The sequence below is a fragment of the Empedobacter sp. R132-2 genome, from assembly GCF_030324375.1.
GTDB lineage: Bacteria > Bacteroidota > Bacteroidia > Flavobacteriales > Weeksellaceae > Empedobacter > Empedobacter falsenii_B.
In genome coordinates, this window is record NZ_JACAGG010000003.1 from 50,015 (window position 1) to 66,904 (window position 16,890).

15 protein-coding genes are annotated in these 16,890 nt (G+C 31.7%); 6 read left to right on the plus strand and 9 right to left on the minus strand.

Annotated elements, in window-relative coordinates; translation table 11 throughout:
- Positions 1-2 precede the first annotated feature (2 nt).
- The 3 genes from HXZ69_RS03135 to HXZ69_RS03145 all read right to left on the minus strand — a co-directional run bounded on the left by HXZ69_RS03135 (position 3) and on the right by HXZ69_RS03145 (position 5,932).
- Entirely contained in the window at positions 3-2,087 is a 2,085-nt protein-coding gene (locus HXZ69_RS03135) for a peptide MFS transporter (RefSeq protein ID WP_219034010.1), read from the minus strand.
- 29 nt (positions 2,088-2,116) lie between these two features.
- Positions 2,117-3,601 carry a peptide MFS transporter gene (locus HXZ69_RS03140; protein WP_219034009.1) on the minus strand — a complete coding sequence of 495 codons (1,485 nt, stop codon included), beginning with the start codon at positions 3,599-3,601 and terminating at the stop codon, positions 2,117-2,119.
- A gap of 171 nt (positions 3,602-3,772) precedes the next feature.
- Positions 3,773-5,932: a S9 family peptidase gene (locus HXZ69_RS03145; RefSeq protein WP_221855738.1), complete on the minus strand. Its 2,160-nt coding sequence runs from the start codon at positions 5,930-5,932 to the stop codon at positions 3,773-3,775.
- An 897-nt stretch (positions 5,933-6,829) separates the two neighbouring features.
- Between HXZ69_RS03145 and HXZ69_RS03150 the strand changes: the two genes are divergently transcribed.
- The 6 genes from HXZ69_RS03150 (at position 6,830) to HXZ69_RS03175 (ending at position 10,927) form a co-directional block, all read left to right on the plus strand.
- Positions 6,830-7,435: a hypothetical protein gene (locus HXZ69_RS03150; RefSeq protein ID WP_286494962.1), complete on the plus strand. Its 606-nt coding sequence runs from the start codon at positions 6,830-6,832 to the stop codon at positions 7,433-7,435.
- 519 nt (positions 7,436-7,954) lie between these two features.
- The gene (locus HXZ69_RS03155; protein ID WP_286494963.1) at positions 7,955-9,310 is read left to right on the plus strand and encodes a hydroxymethylglutaryl-CoA reductase; all 1,356 of its coding nucleotides are present in this window, start codon (positions 7,955-7,957) and stop codon (positions 9,308-9,310) included.
- Positions 9,311-9,354: 44 nt separating this feature from the next.
- On the plus strand, positions 9,355-9,717 hold the full coding sequence (locus tag HXZ69_RS03160) for a hypothetical protein (RefSeq protein WP_286494965.1): 363 nt from the start codon (positions 9,355-9,357) through the stop codon (positions 9,715-9,717).
- A gap of 11 nt (positions 9,718-9,728) precedes the next feature.
- Positions 9,729-10,160: a pyrimidine dimer DNA glycosylase/endonuclease V gene (locus HXZ69_RS03165; RefSeq protein WP_286494966.1), complete on the plus strand. Its 432-nt coding sequence runs from the start codon at positions 9,729-9,731 to the stop codon at positions 10,158-10,160.
- Entirely contained in the window at positions 10,142-10,639 is a 498-nt protein-coding gene (locus HXZ69_RS03170) for a YkgJ family cysteine cluster protein (RefSeq protein WP_171623750.1), read from the plus strand. Before HXZ69_RS03165 ends, HXZ69_RS03170 begins: the two co-directional genes overlap by 19 nt.
- Positions 10,640-10,927 (plus strand): hypothetical protein, encoded by a 288-nt coding sequence (locus HXZ69_RS03175; RefSeq protein WP_125348911.1) that lies wholly within the window; start codon positions 10,640-10,642, stop codon positions 10,925-10,927. It abuts the gene before it with no gap.
- A gap of 35 nt (positions 10,928-10,962) precedes the next feature.
- On the opposite strand, the gene HXZ69_RS03180 is transcribed toward HXZ69_RS03175, so the two are convergent.
- The 6 genes from HXZ69_RS03180 to HXZ69_RS03205 all read right to left on the minus strand — a co-directional run bounded on the left by HXZ69_RS03180 (position 10,963) and on the right by HXZ69_RS03205 (position 16,630).
- Positions 10,963-11,412, minus strand: a complete 450-nt coding sequence (locus HXZ69_RS03180; protein WP_147280029.1) for a hypothetical protein — start codon at positions 11,410-11,412, stop codon at positions 10,963-10,965.
- Positions 11,413-11,566: 154 nt separating this feature from the next.
- The gene (locus HXZ69_RS03185; protein WP_286494968.1) at positions 11,567-12,607 is read right to left on the minus strand and encodes a PorT family protein; all 1,041 of its coding nucleotides are present in this window, start codon (positions 12,605-12,607) and stop codon (positions 11,567-11,569) included.
- Between the two features lie 29 nt (positions 12,608-12,636).
- Complete coding sequence (locus HXZ69_RS03190) at positions 12,637-13,299, minus strand: hypothetical protein (RefSeq protein WP_219034523.1); 663 nt, start codon at positions 13,297-13,299, stop codon at positions 12,637-12,639.
- The gene (locus HXZ69_RS03195; protein ID WP_219034522.1) at positions 13,283-13,858 is read right to left on the minus strand and encodes an RNA polymerase sigma factor; all 576 of its coding nucleotides are present in this window, start codon (positions 13,856-13,858) and stop codon (positions 13,283-13,285) included. Before HXZ69_RS03195 ends, HXZ69_RS03190 begins: the two co-directional genes overlap by 17 nt.
- 145 nt (positions 13,859-14,003) lie before the next feature.
- Positions 14,004-14,777: a type III pantothenate kinase gene (locus HXZ69_RS03200; RefSeq protein WP_257468124.1), complete on the minus strand. Its 774-nt coding sequence runs from the start codon at positions 14,775-14,777 to the stop codon at positions 14,004-14,006.
- Entirely contained in the window at positions 14,777-16,630 is a 1,854-nt protein-coding gene (locus HXZ69_RS03205) for a M1 family metallopeptidase (RefSeq protein WP_219034521.1), read from the minus strand. Before HXZ69_RS03205 ends, HXZ69_RS03200 begins: the two co-directional genes overlap by 1 nt.
- Positions 16,631-16,890 lie beyond the last annotated feature (260 nt).

Here is a 16,890-nt window from a genome sequence, read left to right on the forward strand (position 1 = left end):
TATTATTTAACTCCGTGCATCAATTTCTTCATAACTGGATTTAATGCGATAACGATTAAACCTGCTACAATTGGTACAATTGTAAAAATTAAGAAGAAAGTTGATAACGAATATTCTTTTGTAATATTTTCGATTTGACCTCCTAAAATGGCTGCCAATTTGTTACCAATTGCAATTGCAAGGTACCACATTCCGAACATAAATGCAATCATACGTGCTGGAACTAATTTTGATACGTACGAAAGTCCAACTGGAGATAAACAGAGCTCGCCCAATGTATGGAACAAATAAGCTAATACTAACCAGATGATAGAAACGCGAACGCCTTCTGAAATTCCGTAAGAACCGAAAGCTAAGAATCCGAATCCGATTGCCATAATGATTAATCCTAAACCATATTTTACAGAAGCTGATGGGTTGTATTTAGAATCCCAAACACGAGAAACTAATGAAGCTAATGCAATGATGAAGAAAGAGTTTAATGTAGAGAACCAAGAAACGGTAATTTCTACTTGAGAATCTTTAATCTCTGCTACTTTCGCAGGAACAACTTCAGATGGTTTGTTTTGATTTTTATATTCAGTATCTAATTTCACTAAACTTTCTGGAGAAACTAATACAAATTTATCTCCTTCTTTGTGAATGCTAATATCTGAACCTTTTGTTAAAGCGTCTTGAGAAGCTAAATTAATTGTTTCAGTAACAATTTTATCTGTAGAATTTGCAACATAAGAAGCCGTAACTGGTGTTTTATCAAAAACAGGTTGACCTTCTTCGTTCATCACTTGTTTACCAGAGTCGTCTAATTTAGCCGTTTCAATTGCTTGGTAAGAAACATCGTAAGAGTGAGAAGTCCAGTTATAGTTTAACATCCAAATTGCAGCAGCCCAAATTCCTAAGAAAGTAAACGCTAAAACAACATTAGATAAAGCCGCTTTTTTAAATGTTTGTTTTGCTAATAAAATCAATACATACGAGATGAACAATAATGGAACAACTGTTAATAATGTATTGAAAACGTTGAATGCCATTGCAGCACCTCCAATTAAGTTACGTTCTGTATTATCACGCGCAAAGATTACTAATGATGTAGCTCCTTGTTCGAAAGACATCCAGAAGAAGATAACGAAGAAAGCAAAAATAATTACCGCAATCATACGATCACGAACCACTTTTGTATAATTTGCCAAACGACGAATTACCACAAAGAAGAACAAGAATAATGCTACTAAAATAACGACATTTTGTCCTGATAATCCTCCGATAGAGAATGGGAATAAGTTAATTCCACCAATTGCATTTAACGGATCATTGAACGCATATCCTAATCCTAAAAGCGTCATAATAACGATCAATACTTGATCTAATACTGTAAAAGGATTTGGTTTTTCTCCTGGTTCGTATTTTGGTGTATCATCATCAGCAGTAATTTGATTTCCTGTTTTTGAAGGAACCTCACCGATATGCCCAAATAATGGTTTTGCTAACCAGAACTGTAATGTTCCTAATAACATGAAGATTCCAGCTAAACCAAATCCCCAGTGCCATCCTACTTTTTCTGCTAAGAATCCACATAACATCATTCCGAAGAATGCACCAGCGTTAACTCCCATGTAGAAAATTGTATAAGCACCATCCTTTTTCTCTGGGAAATCTTTATACATTTCTGATAAGATAGATGTCATATTTGGTTTAAAGAATCCTGTTCCGATAACCAAACACGCCAATCCTAAATATAAAAAGATAGGTGTATCAAAAGCCATGAATGCGTGACCAAGAGTCATAATAATCGCACCAATTACAACTGCCCAACGATAACCTATGTATTTATCGGCAATAATACCTCCAAAGATGGGCGTAATGTATAATAACATTGCATATGTTCCATATAAAGCAGTTGCTTTTTCTATAGACCATTCCCAACCTGGATTTAATCCAATAACTGCAGCTGTTAAAAACTGAATTAATAAAACGCGCATTCCGTAGAATGAAAAACGCTCCCACATCTCTGTAAAGAAAAGCACGAACAATCCCGACGGGTGTCCTAATACTTTTGAATCAAAGAAATTTTCCGATTTTGAACTCATGTTTGTTTGTTAAAAGTATATCTTAAAAGTTATTTTACGTCTTGCATTAATTTACGAATAAATGGAGACAATACGATGACAATAACACCTGCAACTAAAGAATAAATTGCCAATTGTTGATAACCATCTGTGTAAGCCATTAATTTATCTGTTAAAGATGCAGTTGGACTTGGATCTGACATTCCAGCTCCTAAGATTCCTGCTAAATATTGCCCGTAAGCAGATGCTAAGAACCATAATCCCATCATCATTCCTCCTAAGTGTTTTGGAGATAATTTTGTTACCATTGATAATCCAATTGGTGATAAACACAACTCTGCAATTGTAACTGCAAAATATGCTAATGCAAATATTTCTAATGATGATAATCCATTTTCGTCAGCAAAAAATCTTAAAGAATAGAAGATATAATAAGCCCCTGCTAACATCAAGAAAGCTAAACCAAATTTTACAACTGTGTTTGGCTCAATTTTCTTTTTCGCCATCCATAACCAAACTAATCCTAATAAAGGTGAGAAAATAATAACATACAATGAGTTTGCACTATTATTCACAATGTTTGGATCTAATGGAACGCTAAATAAAGTTGAATGTAAGTTTTTGTTTGCAAACAAAGCTAATGAACCTCCTGCTTGCTCAAAAATTGCAAAGAATAAAATAGAGAACGTAATCATGATAAAAGCAGCGATAAACTTACTTTTTTCTTTAGAACTTGGTATTTTATATAATTGAATTAAATAATAAATAATTGCCAATGGTCCTACAATAAACATAAACATATCTGTGTATGCTGTATTATGAATCATGATAAAAATTAAAGGAATACAAACCAATGCTCCTACATATACGGCTACTTCTCTAATTAATCTTTTCTTAGGATCCATTTTTTCAAGTGGAGAATCTCCAATTGGTCCCAGCTCGTTACGGATAAATAAGAATAAAACAACTCCAATTATCATTACGATACCAGCCGCTAAGAAAGCATAATTCCAACCAACTTGTTTACCTAAATAAACACAAACTATACCTCCTAAAAATGCACCTATATTAATCCCTGAATAAAATAAACCGAATCCGGCATCACGTCTTGGATCATCTGCTTTGTACAGTTCTCCAACCATCGAAGAAATATTTGGTTTGAAAAAACCTGTTCCAATAATACTTAATGTAATTCCGTAATAGAAAAATTGATGAGGATCTGTTGCAATTAATAAGTTTCCTGCAACCATTACCAACCCTCCGAAGATTAATGATTTTTTGAATCCTAAGATTCTATCTGCAAAAATACCTCCAATAAAAGTAAATGCATAAACAAAAGCTTGGATTGCTCCATATTTTAAATTTGATTCTGCATCCGTTAATCCCAACATATCTACCATAAAAATGGCAAGAACTCCTCTCATTCCATAGAAGCAGAAACGCTCCCACATTTCTACCATAAACAAATGCCAAAGCTGTTTTGGGTATTTCCCTTCAAAGTTTTGAATTTGCTCTAAAGTTAATTTTTGACTCATAATTTCTTTAACTAAGCGCTAATATATCATTTAGATTTTATTAGCAATCAACGAAAATAAAAAAAACCTCCGACAATGCAGAGGTTTTTTTTGTTTAATGTATGATTTTTGTCAATTTGAATAATGTTTCATCTTATTCATTGGCGTATTCTAATAAATACAGCTTTTTTCTTACAAATTCTTCTTGATAAAATTTGTCATTTTACGATATAACTGAATTCTTGTGTTTCCACCATAAATCCCGTGATCTTTATCGGTATAGATTGCCATATCAAAATCTTTGTTCGCTTGTACCAACGCTTCCGACAATTCGAATGTGTTTTGTGGATGTACATTATCATCAGCAGAACCAGAAATTAATAAGAAATTACCTTTCAAGTCGTTTGCATAATTAATCGGTGAATTATCGTCATAACCAGCAGCATTCTCTTCTGGTGTACGCATAAAACGCTCTGTATAAACAGAATCATAATAACGCCAGTTCGTTACAGGAGCAACAGCAATTGCCGCTTTGAACACATCATTTCCTTTGAATAATACATTCGAAGCCATAAACCCTCCATAAGACCAACCCCAAATTCCGATACGAGATTTGTCAACATAAGGTAAGTTACCAATCTCTTTTGCTGCTGCAATTTGATCTTCTACCTCATATTTCCCTAATTGTAAATATGTTTGTTTCTTGAAAGCTTCTCCTTTATATCCCGTTCCTCGACCGTCAACACAGAAAACAATGTAACCTTCTTGTGCCAACATCATGTGCCAATAATCATTCGAGTTGAAATACGCATTGTTTACATTCTGAGAACCCGGTCCAGAATATTGATACATCAAAACTGGGTATTTTTTAGTTGGATCAAAGTTTTTTGGTTTGATTACATAAGCATTCAACTCATTTCCAGCCGCAGTTTTCAACACAAATAATTCTTTTGTTCCAATATTATCTGTATTCAATTTATCTTTTAAAGAAGTATTCTCAACAATAACACCCAAATCTTTACCAGATTTAGATTCTACTAAACTAATTGTTTTTGGAGTCGTTGTATTCGAAAAAGTATTAATGAAATAAGTAAAATTCTTACTGAAAGCAGCCGAATTTGTTCCATTATTTTTCGTCAACATCGTAGTTTTCTTACCATCTAAACTAACCGAAGAAATTTGTCTTTCTGTCGAAATACGTTTTCCATTATTCGAGTTAGATTGATAATAAAGTGTTTTATTACCAGGATTATACCCATAGTAATTCGTTACCTCCCAATCTCCTTTCGTCACTTGGTTAATTAGCTTTCCGCTATCTGCATAATGGTAAATATGGTTATTTCCATCGCGTTCAGAAGTCCATAAGAACGAATTATCTGCTAAAAATTCTAACGTTAAATTATCCGTTTCTATCCACGCTTTATTTGTTTCAGTAAATAATTTATTTACTTTTTTCGTGTTGATATCATAAAACGAAACATCTACATTATTTTGATGACGGTTAGACGTTACAACCGTTAATAAATTCGCTTTTGTAGAGAACTTAATTTTAGGAATGTAATAATTCTGAACTCCGCCTAAATTAACATTTGCAGTTGAGTTATTCTTCGTATCAAAAACATGTAACGAAACTTCCGAATTATCTTGCCCTGCCTTTGGATATTTGTAACGTAATTCTTGTGGATAAAGATTATTGTGGTAAATCGGAATATTAATTTCTTTCACTTTCGATTCGTCAAAACGAACATAAGCCAAAGACGTTCCATCAGCATTCCAATCAAAATTTCTTACAAAACCAAATTCTTCTTCATAAACCCAATCATTAATCCCGTTGATAATATTATTCTTTTTACCATCAGTCGTAACTTGCGTTACCTTGTTCGATTTTAAGTCTTGAATGTATAAATTATTCTCAAAAGCAAAAGCTACCTTAGAAGCATCTGGCGAAAACAAAGGCTCTTGAATTCCTTTTCCATCAAATAACAATACTTTCGATTTTGTTTGCGTATCATACACCTCAAACTTTGCTGTAAACGAATGACGATAAATTTGGTGCGAATTAGTTTGCAATAAAACGTAACGCTCATCAGAACTAAATTCATAACCTTCAAACTTTCCTGGAACGACAACAATATCAGAAGTCTGACCTTTTTTCAATGTCGATTCGTACGAACGTTTTACCAATCCGTCTTTTGTCAGAATAGTATAATTTTCTCCATCGTTCAATGAGTTCACACCGTACAATGAATTTTCGCGGTATTTTCCGCCATATATCCCTTCAATGGTTATTTGTTGTGCATAAGAATAAGCGCCCATCGCAAGGACAGCCAAACTTAAAATAAATTTTTTCATATTAATTTTCTAATCATGTGAGTTCAAACAATCAAATATAAACAATTCTATTTTCTCAAATAACACATTTCCTCGAATAATCCATTATAATCGTTCATATAAACGAAAAACTCTTCACTATTTTATATTTTAAACAATTTACAGATAATCGTATTTCATCATTCTTATCAAAAATATTTTTTATTCAAAAAAAAATACTTAAATTAATCAAATATTTGTAATTTAATCATTTAAACAATACAAATTACATTTTTCACAAAAAGTGACCACAAATGTCCGGTTTTGTCCACTTCTGTCCATTTCTGTCCTCCAGTATTTTTATCAACAATATGTTTTAGTTAATTGAAACTCCTATACAAACCTCTGTATATCTATGTTTCACATCATCTCGAAAAATAGCTCATTTTACTCTTGTTCGACCATCGTTCGACCTTTGTTCGACCGTCCTTCGACGAACTTGCGGAAAAATGCACCTTTGCGAGGACAATGGTCGAAGAACGGTCGAAGAAAACACGAATAAACTCTATAGAGAGTTATAAAAAAAATAATAACGTTGCAGTAAAAAATTAGTACGAAAGAAAAATAATTTTGTCTGATATGAATACCTTCACTCAACGATTAAATGCTTCTTTCAGAGCATTTTAAATTACAAACTTGTTTATTCAAAACTGCACTCTCACAATATCAAAGTTTTAAGCCATTTAAAAGAGGTGTATAATAATGATTATGTTAAATTATCTTATTTTGATAAATAATTAGAATATTATCCGTTTTTAAATATTCATATAGATACTTTTTCTAATTTATGTTTATTGTTTTTTTTCTTGAAAAAATCTTTATATTATTGTTACAACCTAATCGTTTAGGTAATTAAAAAATGATTTAAAATCTATTACTATGAAAAAATTTACTTTATTAAGTCTTACTTTATTATTAACAACAAGTTCTTTTATATCATCTTGTAGTAATGATGATGACTCATTTAAAAAAAATGAAATAATAAATAAAGAATTCTCTACATCAACTTTTGTAGATAAAATAAGTAACGGTTCTGTTTCTTTATTAAGTGAGAAATCTATCTCTTTAAATAAGAATATTTCTAATAAAAATAATCAAAACGAATATGACAATAATGGTGTAGAGATTATTTTAAAAAATGCTAATAATACAATAGTTAAAGTAACTACTTTTAAAAACTTAAAAAATGAAAATCAATTTCTATCAATTGTTGAAAATCAAGACCAAAAGAAGTATATAGAGTACGTTCAAAATATAGACTCTAATGATAATGTATTAAATTACAACCTATTAGAAAAATCGGATAATATAATTCAAAGTAGAGATGGAAGAAGTTGGTGGCAATGTATGGGAGATGGTTTTCAAAATAGAGATTTCGCTACAACCGTAGGTATTTTAGGTGCTGCTGGTGGTGCTGGGTGTGTTGCCTGTGGTATAGCAGGTGGTGCTATTGTCGGTGTTTTAGCTTTAGGATGTTTGGGATAAAATTATGTTGAATAATATTTCTAAATTTATATCTTCTACAATTCTACTATTGTTAATTTATTTTAATTTTAGAGAAAATTTATATATAAAAATTTTATGTGTAATAATTTTTATTATTTCTGTTATTTTTTTTTTAAAAAAAATCTTTTGTAATAAAGATCATTTATAGAGCATTGCTTGCCAATGCTATTAATTCTATATTATAATTTCTTATTGTTTTAATATTTTCACTAAAAATAATCTTATTTTTTCACCTTTCGTAGAATGACCTAATAATAATTCAAAAAATATCTATAACACCTTTTATGTTAAGTAAAAGGTGTTTTTTATATTTTAGAATATCAATTTTGAAGTGGATATTTTCTTCAAAAAGTTATAGTACAATAACTAATTCTATATTTATTGTGTTTAACCAAATCCTCTACTCTACTAAATCGTTAAAAATTAATCAAAAAACAGAAGAAGTATCTTATAACATTCAAAACGTTTGTACTTTTGTCTTATAAAAAAATATCCAATATGAAGCATCAAGCAGTAGAAGGTTTTTCGAAATTATCGAAAGAAGGAAAAATTGAATGGGTTGTCAATGAATATTTGAATGGCGATGAAAAAGCAATTCAAATCATGAAACAATATTGGAATGATGATGCAGATTTACAAAAACTGCACGACGAGTTTTCAGAAAATACAGTTTCTAATTTCTATATGCCTTTTGGTTTAGCACCAAACTTTTTAATCAACGACGAATTATATGCCATTCCTATGGCTGTTGAAGAGTCGTCTGTTGTTGCTGCGGCTTCTAAAGCGGCGAAATTTTGGCAAACACGTGGTGGTTTCAAAACAACAATTTTATCCACAACAAAATTGGGTCACGTTCATTTTATGTACGAAGGTGACAAAGAAAAGTTGCAAAATGCATTTGAAACAACGATTAAAAATCAATTAATCGAAACGACAAATGATATCACAAAAAACATGCGTGCGCGTAGTGGTGGTATTTTAGCTTTGGAATTAATTGATAAAACTGCTGATTTAGAAAACTATTATCAAATAAAAGCGTCTTTCGAAACAATGGATTCGATGGGTGCAAACTTTATCAATTCTTGTTTAGAGCAATTTGCCAAAACATTACGCAACGAGATAGAAGCTGATTCTACTTTTACAGATGATGAAAAAGATTCTGTTCAAATCGTGATGTGTATTTTATCGAATTATACGCCAGATTGTATTGTTCGTGCAGAAGTTTCTTGTCCTGTTGAGCAATTAGCAGAAGGAAATGTAACGTCAGAAGAGTTTGTAGAAAAGTTTTCGCGCGCTGTTCGCATTGCAGAAATAGAACCATATCGTGCAACAACACACAACAAAGGAATTATGAACGGAATTGATGCGGTTGTGATTGCAACAGGTAACGATTTCCGTGCTGTAGAAGCTTGTGCGCATACATATGCGGCGAAAGATGGACAGTATTCTTCATTAACGCATTGCGAAGTGAAAGATGGAATTTTCCGTTTTTGGATTGATTTACCAACTGCGCTTGGTACAATTGGTGGATTGACAGCTTTGCATCCGTTAGTAAAATTAGCAATGGGAATTCTTGGGAAACCGAATGCTAAAGAATTGATGGGATTTGTTGCTGTTGCTGGTTTAGCGCAAAACTTTGGTGCATTACGTTCTTTGGTTACAACTGGAATTCAGAAAGGTCACATGAAAATGCACTTAATGAATATCTTGAATCAGTTAGAAGCAACTGAAGAAGAAAAGAAATATTTTGTCAATTATTTTAAAGATAAAACGGTTTCTCATCACAATGTTATCGAAGAGTTTTGCAGATTACGTGGTGTAAAAAATGTAGAAGAGATCAAAAAAGAGAAATAAAAATGAACTTTTTAAAATCAAACTTATTCATAATAGTATTTGTAATGATAAATTATTGTCAAGCACAAATAGCAAAAACTTGTGATGATTTTAAGAATATAATTGTAATTGATAAAATTTCAGATAATCAATATTCTAAAATAGTATTTGATAAGAAATATCACACAGAATTTACATCAGAAAATAAATCTGAATATATTAAATCTAAGATTGATTACAATAAAGTAAATCCGTGTGTTATTACTTTAGAAATTATTGAAGTTACAGATAAAAATTTTCCTTTTCCAATAGGAGAAAAAATGATTTTAGAATTAACGAATTTCGAAAATGATAATATTTCTTACGTTGCAAAAGTTAGAGATATTGAGCATCATGGAGTTTATAAAGTGTTATCTAAATTAGATTAAATATTTTATCCATGCGAATTTGGTCTGTTCATCCGAAATATCTCGATGCAAAAGGAATTGTAGCACTTTGGCGCGAAACGCTTTTGGCAAAAAATGTTTTGGAAGGCAATACAAAAGGTTATAAAAATCATCCGCAATTAACTCGTTTCAAAGCAATTGAAAAACCGCTTGAAGCGATTAATCAATATTTAGCAGAAGTTTGGGACGAAGCCACAAGACGAGGATATAATTTTGACCTAAATAAAATTGATTTTGATTTTACAAAGATTAAAATTGAGGTTACAACAGGTCAAATGCAATATGAATTCAACCATTTATTAAAGAAGTTAGAACAAAGAGATCCTGAGCGATTCAAACAATTTGAAAACCTTAAAATGGTTGATTGCGCGGAGATTTTTGAAGTAAAAGAAGGAGAGATAGAAAAATGGGAGATCATTTCTTAGAAGAATATTTTGCGAAAGCAAAAGAAAAACAACGCGAACACAAAAAGTTTTTGGAGAAGTTGAAGAAGAAACCGCCTAAAAACTTGGATCAGAAAATGGAAGAAATTCACGAAGATGTTTTCAATCGTATTGATTGTCTTTCTTGCGCGAATTGTTGCAAAACAACTGGTCCACTTTTTACACAAAAAGATATTGAGCGTTTAGCGCATGTTTTTCGAATCAAACCAAGTCAATTTATTGATAAATATTTACGAATTGATGAAGATAACGACTACGTTTTGCAGCAAGTTCCTTGTCCGTTTTTGGATAGTGAAAATTATTGTTTGGTTTACGAAGATCGCCCGAAAGCTTGCCGTGAATATCCACATACAGATCGCAAAAAGTTTTATCAAATTAATCATCTTACCATAAAAAACACGCTAATTTGTCCTGCGACTTACGAAGTTGTAGAACAAATGCAGAAAGAAATAAAAGTATAAATGGAAACACCTCTAAAAATAATCGCATTTATTATGTTGATATTTCCGACAATTTATCAAGGAATTGCTGGATTTAGAACCAAAGATGCTACTGTTGTAAAAAAAATTGCTTGGCGCGCCGTTTTGATGCAAATCATGGGAACGCTTTTGGCTTATTTTATCTTCATAAAAATTGGTCAAGACAAACAAGTTGCCATTTATGTTGGCTTTATGTTTTTTACGTCGCTTGCAATTTTAGTCCTAATACAAAACATTTTGATTTACTTAAAAAATAATAGTAATAATTAAAACGTCGCTCTATGAGCGACGTTTTTTTAATATCATTAAGCTAATAAATTAACGTATTGTTCTGCTTTTTCGGTTAGTTTAGTTTTTACTTGATCATAATTTGAATCAAAAAAACTTCGTAATCTGAACTTTGATTTTTTGGTTTGAATAGTTAGAATTTGATTGCGATTCAAGCGAAAAATGTCTTCTTCTTCGTACAAATAATAAATTGCTCGATATGGAATTTCATCTTTTTTGAAAATTGTTCTGATTTCGAACGTTTCTTCTTTTAACGTAAATAAGGTCAAATTAAACGTTAAATCGTATAAAATAGACATCGATGCAAGTAAAGAAATCATGAAAACGCCAATGCGTAAAAAAGGTTCGTCTATCCAAAAATTTCCTCCAAACCAAAAAGCTTTGACAAACGTGAAGTTAACCATCATTAATAATAGAAAAATGATGACGAGAAGAAGTGTTTGCCAACTAAGTTTAGATTTTACCATCTCTCATTGGATTTGTACTAATTTACAATTTTTTTGAACAGGTTTAGAAAATTTTTCTACAAATAAAAAACCTCAGATAAATCTGAGGTTCATTATATTAAAAAAAATGTTATGTTATAAAATTTCAATACTAAAACTATGATTGAGATAATTGTTATAATCCAAGATTTATGCCAAACTGAATCATTTTACGATTATCGAATGTATTATCTTTAAAATAATTATTAAAATCCTTTCTCACAAAGACATCAATCAATCCTAAACCAATTGTTACTTCGGCTCCGTAGATAAAATTATTCACATTATAATTTCCACGATTTTTGCTGCGAACACCATCTCCTTTGTAAATATTATTCGATGATAACAACGTTCCTCCATACATATATGCTGCGATATAGTGTTTTCCTTGCGGACGATATGCAAAATCTTCGGTAATATTTTTGACTTTCGAAAAATTGTATTTAAATCCAACTGGAACCATAAAATAAGCCGAGCGCAACTTCGATTTGTCTAACGATTTGTCATGTTTTATTAAACCAACATCTCCATTTTCATCACGATTAAAACGCATATCATCGTCAATTCTGTAAGTTCTCCAAGAGAATAATGCTCCTGCTAAAAAGTTAACTGGACTCGTTAAGGATAATTGTCTTTCATACATTAAACCTACTGTTAAATTGCTCGAAAACTTCTCGTGTTTGTTCAATTCTTCGTCTTTTTTTCCTGTAAACGCCATGTATCCAAAAGAAGCATAACCGTTAATTTGATTCGCAATTCGGTAACGTTTCGTCACATCTTGTTTCGTTTTTGGCGTAATTGGATCTTCGCCATTCATAATCGAAAATGCAACTTGTTGTTTGATGATATCATCTAAGTTAAAATTCACTTCCTGAATACGATCATTTATCGTTCCCGAATACACATTTGCAATCGCTTCTTTCTTCGCTGTAGCCTCAGAAGCATTCAGTTTTCCTTCTGCTAATTCTTTGTCAACTGCCGCAATTTTCTTTTCCATTGCAGATTTTTCTTCCTGCACAATTTGACGAATCACTAACGTAAATTCGCTAATGCGATCTTTTACAATTGGACTGATTTTTTCGTCATTTTTATCATTCAAATCAAATGTAAATTTTTGAGCATATAGTGATGTAGCTGATAAGCATAATAATCCTGCTACGATAAGTTTTTTTATCATAATCTTGCTAATTTAGGGATATTAATGTTTTATTTGAAGCCGATAGAAACCACGCGCGATTGGTTTGACTCCTTTAGATTTTCTTTATTTTCGATCGAATACAACAACATATTTGGATCTACAAAATTCTTCTTCTTTTTGTTCACTTTTACAGAATCTAATGTTGTGTTAGCTGCAATATTTTTCTTTGGTTGAGCTTCTGATTTTAACTCTTCTTTCTTCTCTGCAATAGCTTCTTTCTTCGTTGGAAAAGCCATTTCAACTTGTTGAGATTCTTCGTTTATCGCCACTTGAACTTTACCATGTTGAATTGGTTTCTTCTCTTCTTGAGGCTGAATTTCAACTTCTTTTTTAGAAGAATCAATCTTTTCATTATTCGCTAAAATCGATTCTGAAGAATGAACTGTATTAGAATCTGATTGAATTTGTTGCGGATTATTTTGTTCCTGATGATTTACCAATTCTTTTGGTTCATCATTTTTAGATTGATTCGTAAATAAATAAACAGACGTAGTAACTGTAAATAACGCCACAACCGCAGCAGATAACCACCATTTGTAGTTTGATTTTTGTGGTGATGGAGCGACATCCATACGAGCCTGAATTCTGTCCCACGCATCGTGCGAAGGTTTTAGCTCACGATTTTCTAAATCGTTTTTTATATAGTTTGATATTTTATCGTTGTTTTTCATTTGTCATTTTCTTTTTACTTAGAACAATTTCTTTCAGTTTTGCCTTTGCTCGAAACAATTGCGTTTTGCTGGTCGATACCGAAATATTGAGCATTTCTGCAATTTCTTGATGCGAATAATCTTCGAGAATATGAAGATTAAACACCAGTCTATAAGGTTCTGAAAGTTGATCTAACACGTCTTGCACATTAAAATTTAACCATGTTTCTTCTACTTCTTCATCTGCTTCATCATAATTAGAAACTCTTACATCATCAACATAAATCAATGTTTTATTTGCACGTAAAAAAGTTAAACATTCGTTGACCATAATTCGACGCATCCAACCTTCGAAACTTCCTTTATTTTGAAATTTCTCGATATGATTAAAGACTTTACAAAAACCGTTAATCATACAATCTTCTGCATAATGCATGTCTTCGATGTAACTTCTACAAACGCTCAGCATCTTTTTGGAGTTTTGTTCGTAGAGTTCTTTTTGCGCCAAAGCATCGTTCTTTTTTAGTCGATCGACTAAAATTTCTTCTTTACTTTTTCGATTTAGTACAAATAATTTCACGTGTGTTAATTGCTTTCTTACTTAATAGACTCAAGGTTTGTAAAAAGGTTACAGAAAATTAGACATTTTTTTGAAATGATTTGATATAAAATGAAAAAAGCTCGCAATGAGCGAGCTTTTTAATTGTTTTTATCTAAAAATAGATTTATTTCTGAAATGAATCTTTATTCAATTCGTATAATATTTTAAGACCTTTTATTGTGTGTAGACGATCATCGATATCAATTTTATCTGTCAATGATTTGTAAACACCGCCAACTCCTCCTGTTGAAATTACATAAGATTGTTCTCCTTCTTCGGCATTGATACGATCGATCATTCCTTCGACCATACTTAAAAACCCATAAACCATTCCTGATTGCATGCAAGATTCTGTATCTGATCCTAAAACAGTTTTTGGTGCTTTTAGTTCGACTGTTGGTAATTGAGCTGTTTCTCCTACTAAAGAATTTAAGGCAGTAATAATTCCGGGAGCAATTACTACTCCACCGACATTTGCTGATTCGTCTATGCCTAAGAAAGTTAGTGCAGTTCCAAAATCAATGACAATTTTTTTGCCTTGATAATTTTGATAATGTGCAGCTACGGCATTCGCATATAAATCTGTTCCCATTTGGTTTGACTTATGCTTGATTGCTGATGGCGTATTACGATCTACAACCATTGGTTTGAACTTGTGAATCTTTTGTAATGCAATCTTAACGCTTGCTGTAAGTGGTGGTACAACCGAACCTATCACAATATCTGTAATATCATTTTTCGAAATTCCGAAAGGCTCGTACATGTTCGAGAATTTTGCAAAAAACTCGTATTCGGTACGGTAAGGTTTTGAATTGATTGTCCATGTAATAATCTCCGTTTCACTTTTGAAAACTGCGAAACGAAGATTAGTATTTCCAATATTTACTGCTAATAACATTATTTTGTAAATACGTTATTTTTATCGTTTACATCTGCCAAACGTTTTGTTGGATCGATGGTAACTTGTTTAACTTCTTTCGAAACTTTAACATCATAGGTAGGTTTTGTCCAGAACCAATCTTCTAAAATAATTCTTTTTGCACCTTGGTATTCTACTAAGTTTTCTGCTGGTTTTTCTCCACGCATTTCACGTAAAGGAATGTAGAATAATTCTTTTGAGCCATCTGTATATTCTACCAACAAATCGATAGGCATTGCAAAATCTGATTTGTTTGCAATTGTGATTGTGTTTCCGTTTACAGCTTCTACAGCGTAATCAATTTTGCGTGTTGTGTTCAAGAATAAATTGAAGTACCATTTAAGATTAATTCCAGAAACTTCTTCTGCTACACGTTTGAAATCATTCCCTGATGGATGTTTGAATTTCCATTGTTTATAGAATTCTAGGAATGTTTTGTTTAAATTATCATTTCCAATAATATATCCTAATTGAATTGCTAAAACTTGACCTTTGTAATATGCTTCTAAAGAGTATGCATAGTTTGTATTATAATAGTCTGCTAATAAACTTGCAGGTTCTTCTTTACCAGAAAGTGCTAAATTAATATATCCTTTGTAGGCATCTGGATTTGGATTAGAAGGCATTACTTTTAATTTATCTACAACATTAAGGTGCGCCATTTGCTCTACATATGATGTAAAACCTTCGTCGAACCATTCGTTGTATGTTTCATTGATACCAAATAATTGTTGGTACCAAGAGTGAGCTGCTTCGTGGAAAATAGTTCCGATTAAGCTATTTAAATTACTTCCTCCAGCAATTAAAGTTGCAGTACCATATTCCATACCACCGTCACCACCTTGAATGATTGAATATGTTTTCCAAGGATATTCGCCAAAGTGTTCAGAATTATAATCGAAGAAACCTAATGCGTAAGGCATTGCTTGTTTCCATGCAGAAGATTTATCATTGTCTTGGTAAACTAAATATACCTCAACACCATGCTTTGATTTTGCATGTTCTACAATAAATTCTTTGTCTGCAGCCCAAACAAAATCGTGAATATTTTCAGCTTTGAAATTCCAAGCTACTTTTCCATTCTTTGTTTTGATTGTTGGATTTTTTACATAACCTTTTACACTATTAGGGTCTTGTAATTCTCCTGAAGCTCCGATTACATAATCTTTATCGATGTTAATTGTGACATCAAAATTACCAAAAGGCGCAAAAAATTCGCGACCAATGTATTCATCTAAATGCCATCCTTCTGGATCGAATTCTGCCATTTTAGGATACCATTGTGCCATAGAAAATTCTACACCATCTTTCGAATTACGTCCAGAACGACGAATTTGTTCGGGAACTTGTGCATTCCAAACCATATCGAAAGTAGAAGTTTGTCCTTCTGCAATTGGTTTTGCTAATGTAACTTCTAAGATTGTTCCGTCTACTTTATATGAAACGGCTTTACCATCTTGTTTAAGAGATGTTACTTTTTGATAACCAATTTGATCTGGTTTTAATTCAGAAATACGGCTAACATATTTAGGATTTTCTTTTGTTCCGATATTTGTTGCCATTCTTTTATCAGGATCTGAAATGTTTTGTAAACGATTATCCATCATACTTCCTGGTTGAAAAGCATTAAAATATAAATGAAAATAAACTTTATTCAGGCTTTGACCTGAATTGTTGGTGTATTTCAATTGCATTTTTCCATCGTATTGATATGATTTTTCTTTCATATCAACATCTATTTTATAATCTACCTTTTGTTGCCAATATCCTTTACGTTGTGCAAAAGCTAATTGAACCAAACATAAGCAGATTAGTAAAGTGAATTTTCTCATTTCTAACTAATCATTAAACTTTAACTTCAAAAATACAAAAAAGATTGAGATTCAGGTGAAGGTTGGGGGTTGGTTGTTTTTATTTAGTTAACAACCTTCTGTTACTTTTTTTATTCATTGAATATCTATTTTAATTAATTGGTATTCATATGCCCTTCGGGGAACAGTCAAAAAAAGTAACCAAAAAAGACTTGGCTGTAAATCGATTGGACTAAAAATGGTTTTCGCTTCGCTAAAGATTTTAAAAACTCTACGAGCTA